Annotated in this window: 9 protein-coding genes and 1 pseudogene; 4 read left to right on the forward strand and 6 right to left on the reverse strand. The window is 70.7% G+C overall.

The window, feature by feature from the left end; genetic code table 11:
• Positions 1-17 precede the first annotated feature (17 nt).
• The 4 genes from FHX82_RS32325 to FHX82_RS32340 all read left to right on the forward strand — a co-directional run bounded on the left by FHX82_RS32325 (position 18) and on the right by FHX82_RS32340 (position 9,610).
• Positions 18-3,785 carry a GH92 family glycosyl hydrolase gene (locus tag FHX82_RS32325; protein WP_229881037.1) on the forward strand — a complete coding sequence of 1,256 codons (3,768 nt, stop codon included), beginning with the start codon at positions 18-20 and terminating at the stop codon, positions 3,783-3,785.
• 19 nt (positions 3,786-3,804) lie between these two features.
• Positions 3,805-4,908, forward strand: a complete 1,104-nt coding sequence (locus tag FHX82_RS32330; protein WP_145932840.1) for a DUF5005 domain-containing protein — start codon at positions 3,805-3,807, stop codon at positions 4,906-4,908.
• Between the two features lie 13 nt (positions 4,909-4,921).
• Positions 4,922-8,515 carry a discoidin domain-containing protein gene (locus FHX82_RS32335; protein ID WP_145932839.1) on the forward strand — a complete coding sequence of 1,198 codons (3,594 nt, stop codon included), beginning with the start codon at positions 4,922-4,924 and terminating at the stop codon, positions 8,513-8,515.
• An 834-nt stretch (positions 8,516-9,349) separates the two neighbouring features.
• Positions 9,350-9,610, forward strand: a complete 261-nt coding sequence (locus FHX82_RS32340) for a hypothetical protein (protein ID WP_145932838.1) — start codon at positions 9,350-9,352, stop codon at positions 9,608-9,610.
• 301 nt (positions 9,611-9,911) lie between these two features.
• On the opposite strand, the gene FHX82_RS32345 is transcribed toward FHX82_RS32340, so the two are convergent.
• From FHX82_RS32345 to FHX82_RS32370, 6 genes and pseudogenes are all read right to left on the reverse strand, one after another.
• A complete protein-coding gene (locus tag FHX82_RS32345; RefSeq protein ID WP_145932837.1) occupies positions 9,912-11,216 on the reverse strand; it encodes an FAD-dependent oxidoreductase in 1,305 nt (434 codons plus the stop codon).
• Between the two features lie 284 nt (positions 11,217-11,500).
• Positions 11,501-12,661 carry a YncE family protein gene (locus tag FHX82_RS32350; protein ID WP_229881034.1) on the reverse strand — a complete coding sequence of 387 codons (1,161 nt, stop codon included), beginning with the start codon at positions 12,659-12,661 and terminating at the stop codon, positions 11,501-11,503.
• Between the two features lie 11 nt (positions 12,662-12,672).
• Positions 12,673-13,440: a polysaccharide deacetylase family protein gene (locus tag FHX82_RS32355; RefSeq protein WP_145932836.1), complete on the reverse strand. Its 768-nt coding sequence runs from the start codon at positions 13,438-13,440 to the stop codon at positions 12,673-12,675.
• Positions 13,441-13,728: 288 nt separating this feature from the next.
• Complete coding sequence (locus FHX82_RS32360) at positions 13,729-13,899, reverse strand: hypothetical protein (protein WP_183176964.1); 171 nt, start codon at positions 13,897-13,899, stop codon at positions 13,729-13,731.
• 317 nt (positions 13,900-14,216) lie between these two features.
• Positions 14,217-14,603, reverse strand: coding sequence for a hypothetical protein (locus tag FHX82_RS32365; protein ID WP_183176965.1), 387 nt, complete (start codon positions 14,601-14,603; stop codon positions 14,217-14,219).
• Between the two features lie 168 nt (positions 14,604-14,771).
• Positions 14,772-14,916 (reverse strand): annotated as a pseudogene (locus tag FHX82_RS32370) (IS256 family transposase); the annotation flags it as partial.
• Positions 14,917-14,947: the final 31 nt, after the last annotated feature.

Genomic DNA, 14,947 nt, shown 5'->3' on the forward strand with positions numbered 1-14,947 from the left:
CCACCGAGGAGCCCGCCGTGGCCGTTGCCCGCCACCGCCTGCTGGCCGTCACCGCGGCGGCCACGATCGTCTCGAGCATGCTCGCCCCGACACCGGCCGACGCGGCCGAGTCGTCCTTCCGGACGTCGTTCGAGACCGGAGATCCCGCGTTGTCCTGGGAAAGCACTCCCGAACCGGGCGCGCACGACGTGGTCGCGGGCGCGTCGCTGCCCGCGGCAGCCGACCCGGCAGCGGCGACGGGCGACGGGACCACGCCCGCAGCCGCGGTCGACCACGACCCCGCCACCGGCTGGCAGGTGCCCGCCACCCGGGGCACCCTGACCTTGGCGCTGAAGGCCACGACTGCCGTCGTCACTTACACCCTGACCTCGGCCCGGGACAACCCGGCAAGCGACCCGCGGACCTGGAGCCTGCAAGGCTCGGCCGACGGGACGCACTGGCAGGCCGTCGACGACCGGCGCGACCAGGACTTCAGCCAACGGGGCCAGACCCGGGTCTTCGCCGTCGCGCACCCGGGCGCGTACCGCCACTACCGGCTCGACGTTTCGGCCAACCACGGCGACACCAGCCTCCAGCTCGCCGAAATCGCTTTGGGCGGCGCAGGCGGCACTCCCGGGATGACCGCGGAACTCGGCGACGGTCCCGCGGCCGGCCCGACCGTCAAACCGCACCAGGGCTTCAGCGGCACGCATTCCCTGCATTACGAGGGCTGGCAAACCGGCGCCGGCGGGACCGTCACCGACCGGCTCTACGACGTCCAGGTGCCGGTGCGACGCACCACGCGACTGTCGTACGTCATCTTCCCCGAGTTCACCGGAAACGACACCACCTACCCGAGTACCTACGCCGCCGTGGACCTCCAGTTCACCGACGGCTCGAAGCTCAGCGGCCTGCCGTTCACCGACCAGAACGGCGTCCGGCTCACCGCGCAGGCACAGGGTGCGGCGAAAACCCTCCACACCGGACAGTGGAACCAGGTGACCGCCGACCTCGGCGCCTTCGCGGCAGGCAAGACCGTCGCGCGGATCCAGCTCACCTGGGCCGGACCGGGCGACCGCGCGCACTTCGCCGGCTGGATCGACGACCTCGCCATCGAGGACGGTCCGCCCGGGTCGTGCGCCGACCGGCACGTCACCGAGTGCGCCGTGACCACCCGCGGCACCAACTCCTCCGGCGATTACTCGCGCGGCGCCACCATCCCGGCCACCGCGCTACCGCACGGCTTCAACTTCTGGACGCCGATGACCGACGCGTCCTCCACCGGCACGCTCTACCAGTACTCCCGCGACAACACCCCGGCCGGACGGCCCGCCCTGCAAGCATTTGCGGTCAGCCACGAGCCCAGCCCGTGGGTCGGCGACCACCAGACGTTCCAGGTCATGCCGTCCACTTCGGACATCCCGGCGAACGCCGACCGCGCGGGGCGGGCCCTCACCTTCGATCACAGCGCCGAGTCGGCTCGCCCCGACCGCTACGGCGTCACCTTCGACAACGGCCTCAGCACCGAGGTGACCCCCACCGACCACGCCGCCGTCTTCCGGTTCCGCTTCCCCGCCGGCGGCGACAGCCTGATCTTCGACAACGTCGACGGCCGCTCGGGCGTCACCGTCGACCGCGCGGCCGGGGTGGTCACCGGGTTCTCCGACGTCAGCGGCTTCTGGGGCGCGCCGCGGATGTTCGTCTACGCGACCTTCGACCACCCGATGACCGCATCCGGGCCGCTGACCGGAGGCGGCGGTGCCGCGGCCTACGCGGGCTTCGGACTCGGCGCCGATCGAACCTTGACCATGCGGATCGCGACGTCGTTCCTCAGCGTCGAGCAGGCCAAGCACAACCTCGAGCTGGAGGTCGGCACCCGCGGCTTCGACCAGGTCCGCGCCGATGCCCAGCGGACCTGGGACAAGCAGCTCGGCGTGATCACCGTCGACGGTGCGACCGAGGATCAGCTGACCACGCTCTACTCGAGCCTCTACCGGCTCAACCTCTACCCGAACGAGCTGGCCGAGAACACCGGCAGCGCCCAGCGCCCCGACTACCGCTACGCCAGCCCCTACTCCCCCAGCGCCGGCCAGAACACGCCGACAACCACCGGGTCTTCCGTGAAGCAGGGCCGCCCGTACGCCAACGAGGGTTTCTGGGACACCTACCGCAGCGCGTGGTCGCTGAACTCGCTGCTCTACCCGAGCCTGACCGGGCAGATGATCGACGGGTTCGTGCAGCAGTACCGCGACGGTGGCTGGCTCGGCCAGTGGACCGCGCCCGGCTACCTCGGCTTCAGCGGCACCAGCTCCGACGTCGCGATCGCCGACGCCTACCTGCGCGGCGTCACGAACTTCGATGTCGCCTCGGCCTACGAAGCCGCGGTGAAGGACGCGATGGTGCCCTCGGCCGGCCTCACTGGCCGACCGGACGTCCAGCACACGACATTTCTCGGTTACACACCGGCCGAAACGGGCTCGAGCGCGTCGGTGTCGCTGGAGGACTGGATCGCCGACTACGGCATCGCGCAGATGTCGCTCAAGCTCTACGACACCGCGAAACCGAACGACCCGAAGCGCGACGAATACCTGACCAACTACCACTACTTCCTCGACCGCTCCGCCGGCTACGCCAAGATCTTCGAACCCGGCACCGGGTTCTTCCAGCCGAAGAACACCACGGGCGAGTGGGCCCACGCACCCGGGACGTACAACCCGCTCGACTGGAACGCCGGCGACTACACCGAAGGCGACGGCTGGACGTACGCGTTCTCCGTGCCACAGGACGGCGACGGCCTCGCCGGCCTCTATGGCGGCCGCGCCGGGCTGGCCCGCAAGCTCGACCAGTTCTTCGCGACACCCGAGACCGCACAGTACGGCGGGGGCTGGGGCGGCCCGTACCACGAGATGTTCGAAGCCCGCGACGACCAGTTCGGTCAGTGGGCCTACAACGACCAGCCCTCGATGCACGTTCCGTACATGTACGACTACGTCGGGCAGCCGTCGAAGACCGCCGGCCTCGTCCGGTCGATGCTGGCGCGGTCGTTCACCGGCAGCGGGATCGGGCAGGGCTACCCCGGCGACGAGGACAACGGCTCGATGTCGGCGTTCTACGTCATGAACGCCCTCGGTTTCTACCCGCTGCAGAGCGGCTCGCCGACCTTCGCGGTCGGCTCGCCGCTCTACGACAGGGCGACCCTGCACCTGGAGAACGGCCGCACGCTCACCATCACCGCGTTCGGCAACTCCGCACGCAACGTCTACGTGCAGGCGATGTTCGTCAACGGCCGCCCGACGAGCCACACCTGGGTCGACCACGACGACCTCGCGCGCGGCGGGCGGATCGACTTCGTGATGGGCCCGCGGCCGTCGCTCTGGGGCACCGGGCCCCAGGACGCTCCCCCGTCCGCGAACGCCGATCCGCAGACGGACTTCGCCGCGCCGGGCACCACGACGACCGCCGCGGTCGTGGACAACACGTCCGCCACCGTGGCGGACCTGCCCGCGACCGGCGGGAGCGTCGGCTTCACACTCCCGGCGGCGCACCAGGTCGAGCAGTACACCGTCACCGCCGGAAGCGCCGAGGGGGCCGACCCCGCGTCGTGGACGCTGTCCGGCTCGACGGACGGTATCCAGTGGACCGTGCTCGACCGGCGTCAGGACCAGAAGTTCGCCTGGCGTAACGAAACCCGCGTGTTCACGCCGTCGAAGAGCGGCGCCTACCGGTACTACCGGCTCGACCTCGCCGCCGCGCCGGGCGCCGCGAAGACGTCCGTCGCCGAACTCGAACTGCTCGGGCACCGCTGACCACGGAAAGGACCGGCTCATGCTCCCTCGCCGCACTCTTGCGCTGTGCGCCGCCGTCACCACCACACTCGCCCTCGCCGCACCGGCCGCCGCAGCCGACCGTCCACTGAGGATCGTCGGCGCCCGTGCCGACACCGCGCTCACCCAGCGCTGGCAGGACTTCGGCCGCCGCCCCGGCGTCGGCTGGGCCGCGGCCGACGGCACCTACTCGACGCCGCTGCCCTCTGGACTGGTCGCGTGGCTGTTCAACGACACCTTCTTCGGGCCGGTGCGCGCCGACGACAGCCTGCCCGAGTCGGCACCGTTCACGCACAACTCCGCCGTGCTGTCCACACCGGACGCCAAACACCTGCTGACGACCATCGCCCCCGGCCTGCCGAAGCACCCGCAGTCGCTCGTCGGGCCCACGCCGCAGAGCCCGGGCACCCCCAACGACCACTGGTACTGGAACGGCGACGGCATCGTCGACGGCGGCGAGCTGCAGGTGATCGAGTTCGAGCAGGCGCCGACCGACGACCCGCCGCCGTTCAACTTCGCCTGGACGCGCACGAAACTGGCAACCCTCGACCCGTTCACGTTCCGGCTGGAGAAGCTCACCGACCTGCCCTCGGCCGGCGGCGTCCAGTGGGGCACCGAGCTGATGCGCGACGGCGCGTGGACCTACATCTACGGCGTCGAAGGCGACGGCTTCACGAAGTACCTACACCTCGCCCGCGCCCCACTCGGGCGGCTCGCCGGGCCCTGGCAGTTCCGCACCACGAACGGCTGGTCCGCCGACCCCGCGACGTCGGCGCGGTTGCTCGGCAACGTCGGCAGCTCCTTCGGCGTCACGCCGGTCGGCGGCGAATACCTGCTCACGACGTTCGACTCGGGCCTGACCGACACCATCCACGCCTACCACGCGAGCAGCCCGGTGGGTCCGTTCACCGGCGGCGAGACGGTGTACACCGCACCAGAGGCCGGAAACGGCCGCTACACCTACAACGTCGCCGCGCACCCGGAGATCAGCCCGCCCGGGCATCTCGTCATCTCCTACAACACCAACAGCGAAAACCTCGCCGACCTCTACGCGAACATCGACAACAACCGCCCCCGGTTCGTCGACCTCCAGCTCTCCCGATAAGGAGTTCCGCCTCGTGAGCGACGTTTCCCGCCGCCGGTTCCTCCAGTCCAACGCCGTCCTGCTCGCAGGGCTGGGCCTCCCGGCCGCGCTGCCCGAACCCGCCGGCGCACAGGAGACGGCGACCGACCTCGCGCGCTACCGGCCGGTGTCGGTGTCGTCGACCGCGTACGCACCGACGCCGGCCTGGTTCGCCGTCGACGGGCTGGCCGAGACCGGCGTCCGCGGCTCCGGCTGGCGCGCCGGCGGAGGCGACCCGCAGTGGCTCGCCGTCGACCTGCAGGCGCCGTGCACCGTCGAGTCCGTGGTGCTGGTGTTCGAGGCGACCGCCACCGACCCGGCGTTCGTCCCGGCGCCGGGCATCAATCCGTTCCTCGACACCACCGGGTGGGAGGTGCTCTCCAGCAGCGCGGTCGCGTTCGGACTGGACGTCTCCACCGACGGCCGCGCGTGGCGGACCGTGCACGAGGCCACCGGCAGCCCGGGCGGCCGCGTGGCGGTCACCCTGGACCAGCCCGTCACCGCGCGGTGGGTGCGGCTCACCGCGAAGCAGCAGGCGAACGCGAACCCGCTCGGTGTCAACGCCTTCGAGGTCTACGGCCGCGCCGCCCACCCGCGCCCGCCCGCCACCGGGTGGACCGACTGGGGAAACCACCCCCGCGCTGCGCCCGCGCTGGTCACCGCGGACGACGGCACCGTCGCACTGGAATCGGGCTGGGCGCTGACCATGGACTCGCGCGTGACCGCCGACGGTCCCGCGCTCGCCCGCGCCGGTGTCGACACCTCGACGTGGCTGCCCGCGACCGTACCCGGCACCGTGCACACCTCGCTGGTCGAGCAGGGCAAGCTGCCCGAGCCGACGGCCGGGTTCGGTAACATGCGCGCGCCGGAAGCGCTGTCGCGGCACAGCTGGTGGTACCGCCGCGAGTTCACGCTCCCCCACGGGTTCGACGCGAGCCGCCGCGTCTGGCTGGAGTTCGACGGCATCGACCACCACGCGGAGGTCTGGGTCGACGGGACGCGCGCCGGCTCGCTGACCCACCCGGTGGCGCGGGCCGCCTTCGACGTCACCGCGGCCCTGCGCGGGCACGGCGAGCACGCGCTGGCCGTGCGGATCGACCCGATGCCGCACCCGGGCAACCCCGGCGACAAGGGCCCGGACGGCGTGTCGACGCTGAACTCCAACGCCGAGCAGAAGGACCTCCCGGGCTACATCTCGATCAGCGGCTGGGACTGGATGCCGGGCGTCCGGGACCGCGGCGCGGGCATCTGGAACCACGTCCGGCTGCGCTCGACCGGTGACGTCGTGCTCGGTGAACCCCGCGTCGACACCAGGCTGCCGAACCTCCCCGACACCTCGGTCGCCGAGGTGACGGTGGTCGTCCCGGTGCGCAACGCCTCGGCGGTGGCCTGCGCGGTCACCGTCACCGGTGAGCTGGCGGGCGCACGGGTCAGCCGCCGCGTCGACCTCGCGGGCGGCGCTTCGGCCGACGTCACGTTCAGCCCGGCGACCGACCCGGCGCTGCGGCTGCGCCGGCCGGAACTGTGGTGGCCCAACGGTTACGGCGAGGCGAAGCTGCACCCGCTGGTCACGACGGCCGTCGTCGACGGCCGCGTCAGCGACCGCCGCACGGTACGCACGGGCCTGCGGCAGTTCGGCTACACCGCGACCCAGCCGATCGTCGTCGACCCGGCCACCGGCCACTCCCCGCCGCAGACGGTCGAGTTCGACCGGACCACCGCGCGGTACGTGCGGATCCAGGGCGGGAAGCGCGCGACGGGGTACGGGATCTCACTGTGGACCCTGTCCGTTGTGGACGGTACTGGTCCCGACCTGGCACAGGGAAAGACCGCGACCGCGTCGTCGGAGGACAACGGGAACGACACCGCGCCCAACGCCGTCGACGGGCGCGACGACACACGCTGGTCGTCGGGGTACTCCGACAACCAGTGGATCCAGGTCGACCTCGGCGCGCAGACGGCTTTCGACCGCGTCGTACTCACCTGGGAGACCGCGTACGCGCTGACGTTCACCGTGCAGGTGTCCGACGACGGCAGCGCGTGGCGCGACGTCAAGCAGGTCAGCAACGCCGGCACCCCGCTGCAGATCAGCGTCAACGGTGTGCGCGTGTTCGCCAAGGGCGGCAACTGGGGCTTCGACGAGCTGCTGCGCCGCGTGCTCCCGCACCGCATGGCCGACACCGTCGCACTGCACCGCGACATGAACTTCACGATGATCCGCAACTGGGTCGGCTCCAGCAACCGGGAAGAGTTCTTCGCCGCCTGCGACGAAAACGGGATCCTGGTGTGGAACGACTTCTGGGCGGGAGACGCGATCTTCCCGCCCGACAACGACGTTTTCCTGACCATCGCCGCGGACACCGTTGTGCGTTACCGGCACCACCCGTCGATCGCGGTGTGGTGCGCCACCAACGAAAGCGACCCGCCCGCGGCCATGGACGCCGGGCTGCGCGCCCTGCTCGCGCGGGCGCAGCCCGAGCTGTGGTACCAGGGCAACTCGGCGGGCGGCGTCGTCACCGGGCACGGGCCGTACTCCTGGATCGACCCGGTCCGCTACTTCGACGGCGACACGTACTCGATCGGCAGCTACGGCTTCCACACCGAGATCGGCCTGCCGACCGTGCCGGTCGCGGAAAGCATGCGGAGCCTCGCGGACGACCAGCCGGCCTGGCCGATCGGGACGGTGTGGTTCCACCACGACTGGTGCACCCGCGGCGGTCAGGACCCCGACACCTACCGCGCCGCGATCGAGGACCGCTTCGGCACGGCGACCTCGCTCGAGGACTTCTGCGCCAAGGCGCAACTGGTCAACTACGAAAGCATGCGCGCCATCTTCGAGGCCTACAACGCGGCCCTGTGGGACGACGCGTCCGGCGTCCTGCTGTGGATGTCGCACCCGGCCCACCACAGCACGGTCTGGCAGACCTACGACTACGACCTCGACACCAACGGCAGCTTCCACGGCGCCCGTAAGGGCTGCGAACCCCTGCACATCCAGGCCCGCCTCTCGGACTGGCAGGTGCACGCGGTCAACCAGACCGCGCACGCCCTCGACGGCGCCACGGTGCACGCGGAGCTGACCGACCTGCGCGGCCGTTCCCTCGGCGTCCCGATGAGCACCCCGGTGTCGGTGCCCGCCTCATCGGTCGCGGCGGCGTTCACCGTGCCCTTCGGCACGGCCCTGCCCGCCCTTCACCTGCTGCGCCTGCGGCTCGTCGCCCACGACGGCACCGAACTTTCCCGCAACGTCTACTGGCGCTACCGGACACCGGCCGACGCCCGGGAACTGACCCGGACGGCCACCGACATCACCCTGCACGCCAGCCCGGTGCACCACGACGGCGACCGCGACGAGGCCGTGGTGACGGTGCGGAACACCGGCCGCGTGGTCACCGCGGGCCTGCGCGTCTCGGCCGTCGACGGGGCGAGCGGCCGGCGGGTGCTGCCGCTGCGCTCCAGCGACAACTACCTGTGGCTGCTCCCCGGCGAAACGACCGCGGTGACGGTCTCCTGGCCCCGCCGCGCCCTTTCGTCCGGACGGCCGCGCTTCGTGGTGGAGGGGCTCAACGTCCCGCGTCGTACGACCTGAAGGGCGGCGGAATCCGCCGGCGCGAGGAGGTGAACACCCCGGGCAGGGCGAGGACCCGGACCGGGGCGTCCACGAGCACGATTTCCCGCCGCCGCCCCTGAAGAGCGGGAGCGGGGTCAGGTGTCGCAGCCGCGAGGCCGGCGCAGGCAAATCGAGTTCCAGTTCCTGACCAACAGCCGCCACACCCTCTACGGACTGCTCGACGCCTGCCAGGTCCCCGAACACCTGGGCCTGCGCGTGCCGGGCAGCCTCGACAAACTCGACAAATGGGAAGACATCTGGGCCGCAACCGCCTCCCAGGCCACCGGTATCACCTACACCGACGACGACCTGCTCTGGCTACGCGAGCACGCCGGCTCCTACGTCGTGGAAACCACCGAAGCCGGACGCTTCCACCTACCGGCTCTACCACCAAGCCATCGCCAAGGTTCTGGAGACCCGGGTACCCCGCACGCCAGAGGGCCACCGCGACTGGAACCGTGCCGATCGCTACACCCTGCGCCACCTCGCCACCCACGCAAGCCAGCTCGACGCCCTGATCACCGACGCCGACTAGCTCGTGCACGCAGACCCCGACAAGCCTCTACCCGCGCTGCACCAGACCAACCCAGAGACCGCGCCCTCGCCGCCGCCGTGTATCGCGGCTCCGCGGTTCTCCGCCGCCACCTCCCGGCACCACGACGCCGCCAAGTTCTCGCCACCGACGCAGCCCGCTTCCAGGCATCCCGACTCCAACACGACCTGTCCGTCCTGCTTACGTGGCAACCACGCTGGGCGACCGGACGGCAGACCGACCACACACTCCACATCACTTTCGCGGGCCACACCGGCGAGGTGGACGTCGTGACGTGCGACATCGTCGACGACCGGCCGGTCACGGTCACCGCCAGCAGGGACGACACGGCGCGGACGGGGGATCTGGCCACCGGCAACGACTTCACCGTCTTCGACATTCGAGATATCGGTTGCCTAGCAACGGGGCCTGGTGGTGACCTGATCATCTCGACCGCATGGGATTTGGTCGTCCTCGATCGTTGCGCCGAACGTCGATCCCGATGGGGCAGCAGCCGAGGCCGATGCACTTTCGACTACTGATCGTCGAGCGAGTCTCGCTGCCTGATGTCTCGCATGCGGGAACAGAAGTCAGCTGTTGGGGTCACTGTGGCTGGGTACAGCTTCGTCACGCGTAGCGCGGCTAAGAGACCGACCCGCAGGTCGGTCCGGCCGAGGGGCAAGGGAGTCGGAGAGATCGGCATCGTCGGAGTGACCGCGGCCATCACCAACACCGTCTTCAACGCCCGGGGATCCGGGTCAGGGACCTCCCCGCCCTACCGGACCGGATGTCGGCGGCACTCAATGCGGTCCCCCGCAGGGTGTCCTGAGCGCCGTCGTGCTCTCACCGCTGAGCCGCGGCGCCCTGCCTCAGCACGTGCCACAGCACTCTGGGACGCGCGAGTGAGCTCGGCGGGTCGAGCAATCCCATGACCCGGGCGAACTGCGCCCCGACCACGTCGTCGCGAGTGGCGGCGGTGATCACCCTGTTCAGGACCGCCGCCTGCAGCCGGGCGGCGCCGGTGCGCGATGGCGCCGACCGGCGGGCGCCCAGCTGCCACGGGCCCGCCACGAGACGGGCCGCGGCGGAGAAGAACCGCCGGGACAGGTCGTGCCGTCCGCGGGCGAGGCACTGTCGCAGCGCGACCGCCTCCATCGCCGCGATGGTCATGCCCTGGCCGTTCACCGGGTTGAGGCTGCACAGGGCGTCGCCCGTCACGAGCAGGCCGTCCGGGAAACGGTGCAGCCGCTCGTAGCGCCGCCATACCGCGGCAGGGAACCGGTAGGACGCGATCGCCTCGAGCGGCTCGGCTGCCAGTACCGAACGGACCAGGTCGGGCGGGGCCGCGGTGGCGACGAAGTCGGCGAAGCCGCGTTCGTCCGTCGGCGGTCTGTTGCCGGGCCCGTACCCGGTGAGGGTCAGCACGTGCCGGCCACCCTCGACGGCGAGCAGCACCATGCTCCGCGGAATGCTGTTGATGTCGCCGCCGACCAGACGCCCGGCTCTTTCGGCGCCCTCCGGGGTCAGCCGGATCATCCGGCTCGCGTACGCCACGTCGAGACTCACCCGGTCTTCTTCCGGCTGCTGGTATCCGAGTTCTCGCAGCCAGGCGGGAGTGCGCCCGCTCCGGCCCATCGCGTCGACGACGAGGTCGGCCGGGAGGGTTTCTTCGCCGCCGGGCTCGTGCCGGACGATCCGCACGCCGGTGACCCGGGCTTCGTCGAACGCGAGACCGGCGATGTCGGTGTCCGTCAGGAGGCGCACCCCGTCGCCGCCGAGCAACCGTCGGCGCAGGTGGGCTTCGTAACGCGGGTAGGCCGCCTGAACGGCCTCCGCGCCGATCGGCACCTGGGGCAGTTCCCTTCCGGCGAGGTAGAAGCGGTACCCCGTGAGCACGTCGGCCACCACGGCACCGTCCGTGGCCAGCTCGCGCAGGATGCCGGGGAAGATCTCTTCCATGGCCAGTGCACCGCCCGGCAACAGGTTGTGCGCGTGCCTTCCGTGCGACGTCCCGCGCCGGTGCTGGTCCGGCGCGGGGGCCGGGTCGCGATCGATCACCGTGACCTGCCGGTAGAACCCGGTCAGCGCGCCGGCCGTGACCAGGCCGGCGAATCCTCCGCCGAGCACGACGGCGTGTCCCTGTCGCATTGCTGTTTCTCCTCCTCGGACCGCTCTCGAGGTGGATACTCTACGGATCTTCGACGGCGAGCCACGCACTGTCAGTGCGTGGCTGGTGTCCGGCAGGGAAGAGATTCCGGAGATCGCCTGTGCGCACTGACAGAATGAGACGTGGACAGCCGCACCCGGAATCGAGCCGGACTGGCGAGTTTCTGCGCCGCCGCCGCTAGTCGGCGGTGGTGGCGGTGACGACACCGGCGACACTCCCGAACCGGTCCACCACTACTCACGAGTCCCGCACGCCGGGCTCGTGCTCAGCGGGTGATCCCCGTGTGCCCCAGGGAGTAGCGGCCCGGCTGGGGCCAGACGCACAGCCCGTGTGGTTCGTTTCCGACCGGGATCTTGCGGATGAGCGAGCCGTCCTTCGTGGAGATCACGTAGACGGCCCGGTCGTAGCGGCCGGAGAGCCACAGCTGGTTGCCGTCGGCGGTCACGTTGCCCATGTCCGGGCTGCCGCCGCCGGGCAGGCGCCACTTGGTGACGGCCGCCCCGGTGTAGGCGTCGAGCACGCTGACGCTGCCCTCGTGCCGGTTCGTGACGTAGAGCTGTTTCGCGTCCCGGGACAGGTAGAGGCCGTGCGCGCCCATGCCGGTCGCGATGAACCGCAGCACCTTGGTGGCCGCGCCGTCGAGCACCCACACGCCGTTGGCGTCGGAGTCGGCGATGTAGTACACCGAGCCGTCCGGAGCGAGCTTGATGTCCTGCGGCCCCATGTGGGTGTGTCGCTGGGGCATCGGGATCTCGCGCAGCACCTTGTGCGACGCGACGTCGACCACCACGACCGCACCCGCGAACTCGCAGGTGAACACCGCGGTGCGCCCGTCCGCGGAGAAGTCGGCGTGGTCGATCCCGGCGCAGCCGGGAACCGCCGTCACGTCACGCTGCCGCCAGGTGTGCGGGTCGTACCAAACCAGTTCGCGCCGGGCCTCCGCGACGGAGATCGCGTACGCGCCATCCGGTGTGAAGTACATGTTGTAGGGGTCGCTGACCGGGATCGGTTTGCCCGGTAGGCCGGTGCGCGGATCGAACGGCAGCAGGTGGTCACCCTTGTCGTCGGTCGCGTACAGGGTGTTCATGTCGTAGGCCGGCACGACGTGCTGGATCTCCTTGCCCGCCGGGTACTTGCCGACCACCGCGAAGGTGGCGGGGTCGATCACCCAGACGTCGCCGGAGCGGTCGTGCGGCACGTACACCAGCGGCCGCGCCGCCTTCGCGGCGGCCGAGAGCATGTTCGCGCCGGAGTCCGCATCGACGTTGTGCGCGTCGGCGACCGGCGGCATACCAGGCAGGCCGGCGGCGGACGCGGGGCTCGCCGGACGCGCCGACGGCGGAGGTGCCGAGGCCGGTGGTGACGCCGTGCAGGCCACGAGCAGCACGCCCGCCAGCACGACCGGCAGCAGACCACGGTTGATCAAGGCGCACTCCTTCACGCGAAGAGCTGGGTCGCGGTGACCGGCCGCAAGCCGCGCTCAGCGAGGTCGGCCAGCACGCCGGGCAACGCGGTCACCGTCGCGGGATGCCCGAGGTGCATGCTGACCACGCTGCCCGCCCGTGCCGCGGCCACCGCGCGCCGGATGCGGTCCGGCGCCGGATCCGTCCAGTCCAGCGAATCCACGTCGTAGGACAACACGCGCTCGTAACCCGCTTTGCCCGCTTCGGCGAGCTCGGTGTCGGTCGCGTACTGGCCTTGCGATTGGCGGAAGAAGGTCCCCGGGCCGCCGGTGAGCCTGGCCAGCTCGTCGCGGCAGCGCTCGATCTCGGTCAGCATCGGGTTCACCGGCATCCGCGCCAGGTCCCCGTGGCTCCACGTGTGGTTGCCGATCTCGTGGCCGCCGTCGCGCACCATCCGGATGCCGTCCGGGGTGCTCGCCAGCCAGGTACCCACCGCGAGGACGGTGACCCGCGCGTCGTGCTGGGCCAGGACGTCGAGCACCCGCCGGGTGATCGAGAGGTCTCCGGCACCGTGGAAGGTGAGCGCCACCTCCGGACGACCGGACTCGGAGCGGACGAGCTGCTGGGCGGGACCAGACGGCCGCGGCGCGGTCGTGGTCGCGCTGGTCGCGCTGGTCGTGGCGCTCGGCGGTGGGACGGGCGCCGCCGATGGCGATTGCCGCGGGGCCGCCTGGCAGCCCGCGAGCGCGGCCCCGAGCCCGAGCCCGAGCGCGCCACGCCGCGCGATTTCCCGTCGCACCATCTGCCTCCTCAGCCGGGAATGGCGCACATCCTGTCACGACCGTCCGGGAGTTTCACGGCGACGCCAAGGTTGTGCCCGAAAAGTATGGTCGTGACCGAAAAGTCGCGTCGCTACTCGTCACCACCGATATCCACAAAGGACACAGCAGCCGAGCGTGCTCGCCGGTCAGGAAGCGCAGGCCGACGTCGAGACCGGTGGTGTCGACGCTGCTGGCGCTTCTGCCGGTCGCTCGTTGAGCAGTAGAACTCGTCGAAGTTCCGGAGAATGTTGCGGGCCAGGCCGAGGGCTTCATGCGGCGCGAGCCCGGTCGGCCATCTCGGCCGCCCGCAGAACGTTGTGAATGGCGTTGACCTGGAGAAAGCAGTCAGGCACCCGCTCGAACTGGTTGTAGGGTTCGCGAATGCGGCGGGCCTGAGCGGCTACTGCGGTCACGTACCGATCGGCGAACTGCACAGCCACGTTGGCGCAGCCACTGCGGCGGCCACGGTCGCGAGACGGCGGGCTGGTCGGAACTGCCGGTGACCGTGATCGCGGAGTTGCCGTTGGTCGTGGTCTCGTTGCCGACCACGGTGACGTGTTGCGGTCTCCGGCACGAAGGCGATCAACCCGGCGATCAGCTCAGGTCGGCGGGCAGGTGAGGCTCACCGGCGAGCCCGCCCAACAGGTGCTGACCGGAGTGTTCGGAGAACGTTCGTTCACGCCCCCCACCGAGACGAAGACCGGTCAGAGCTGACACGCCCAGGACGTCAACGGAGCAATCATCCAGATGAAGGTCGTTACGCAGCAGGTTCGGCGAGCTGATCGAGGGCTGTGCCCGGCTCGGTGAGTGTCAGCGACGCGTCAACCACGTTCATCCGTCGCGTGGGCGCCGCTCCGCGCTGGTGCCGGCGGATGCCTCGCAGACGGCCTTGCCAGCAGTACGTTCCCGCCACGGTGGCGAGCCCGCCGGCCGCGATCGCGGCCGGGAGCAGCCCCTGTTCGAGCACCAGCGTTTCTGCCACGTCAGCCGCGAAGATGACCACCACTATGGCGATCGTCCAGGCGCGGCCGGACGGGTACTGCCAGGTCACTATGCCCACATTCACGCCGCTGACGCGGGCCAGGGTGTAGTGGGCCAGGAGGAACACCACGATGGCGAGCAGGCTGCCTCCGATGCCGGGCACCGATGAGGTAATGGGATCCGATCGGCATCGCGAAGGCCACGGCCCACCCGAAGGCCATCACCGCGAAGTACCACCACGGTGTCTTCAGGCGGCTTGCCAGCCGCGGAAGGTCGTTACGCAGCAGGTTCGGCGAGCTGATCAGGGCCGGTGCCCGGCTCGGGCCGTGCGGTACAACACCGGTACCACCTCAGTGATCTTCGGTGTCTTACGCCCATGGCGGCAGGATCGCCCAGGAGAAGCGCCGCCGCTGCCCGGTCTCGGGATCGATGCGCTTGTCGTTGACCCGCGGCGGGGTCACCTCGACAGTGCCTGTGCTCGTCGCTTGCCGGTGACCGTGCCGGTCA

Origin of the sequence: Amycolatopsis bartoniae, assembly GCF_014191255.1 — a bacterium.
GTDB lineage: Bacteria > Actinomycetota > Actinomycetes > Mycobacteriales > Pseudonocardiaceae > Amycolatopsis_E > Amycolatopsis_E bartoniae.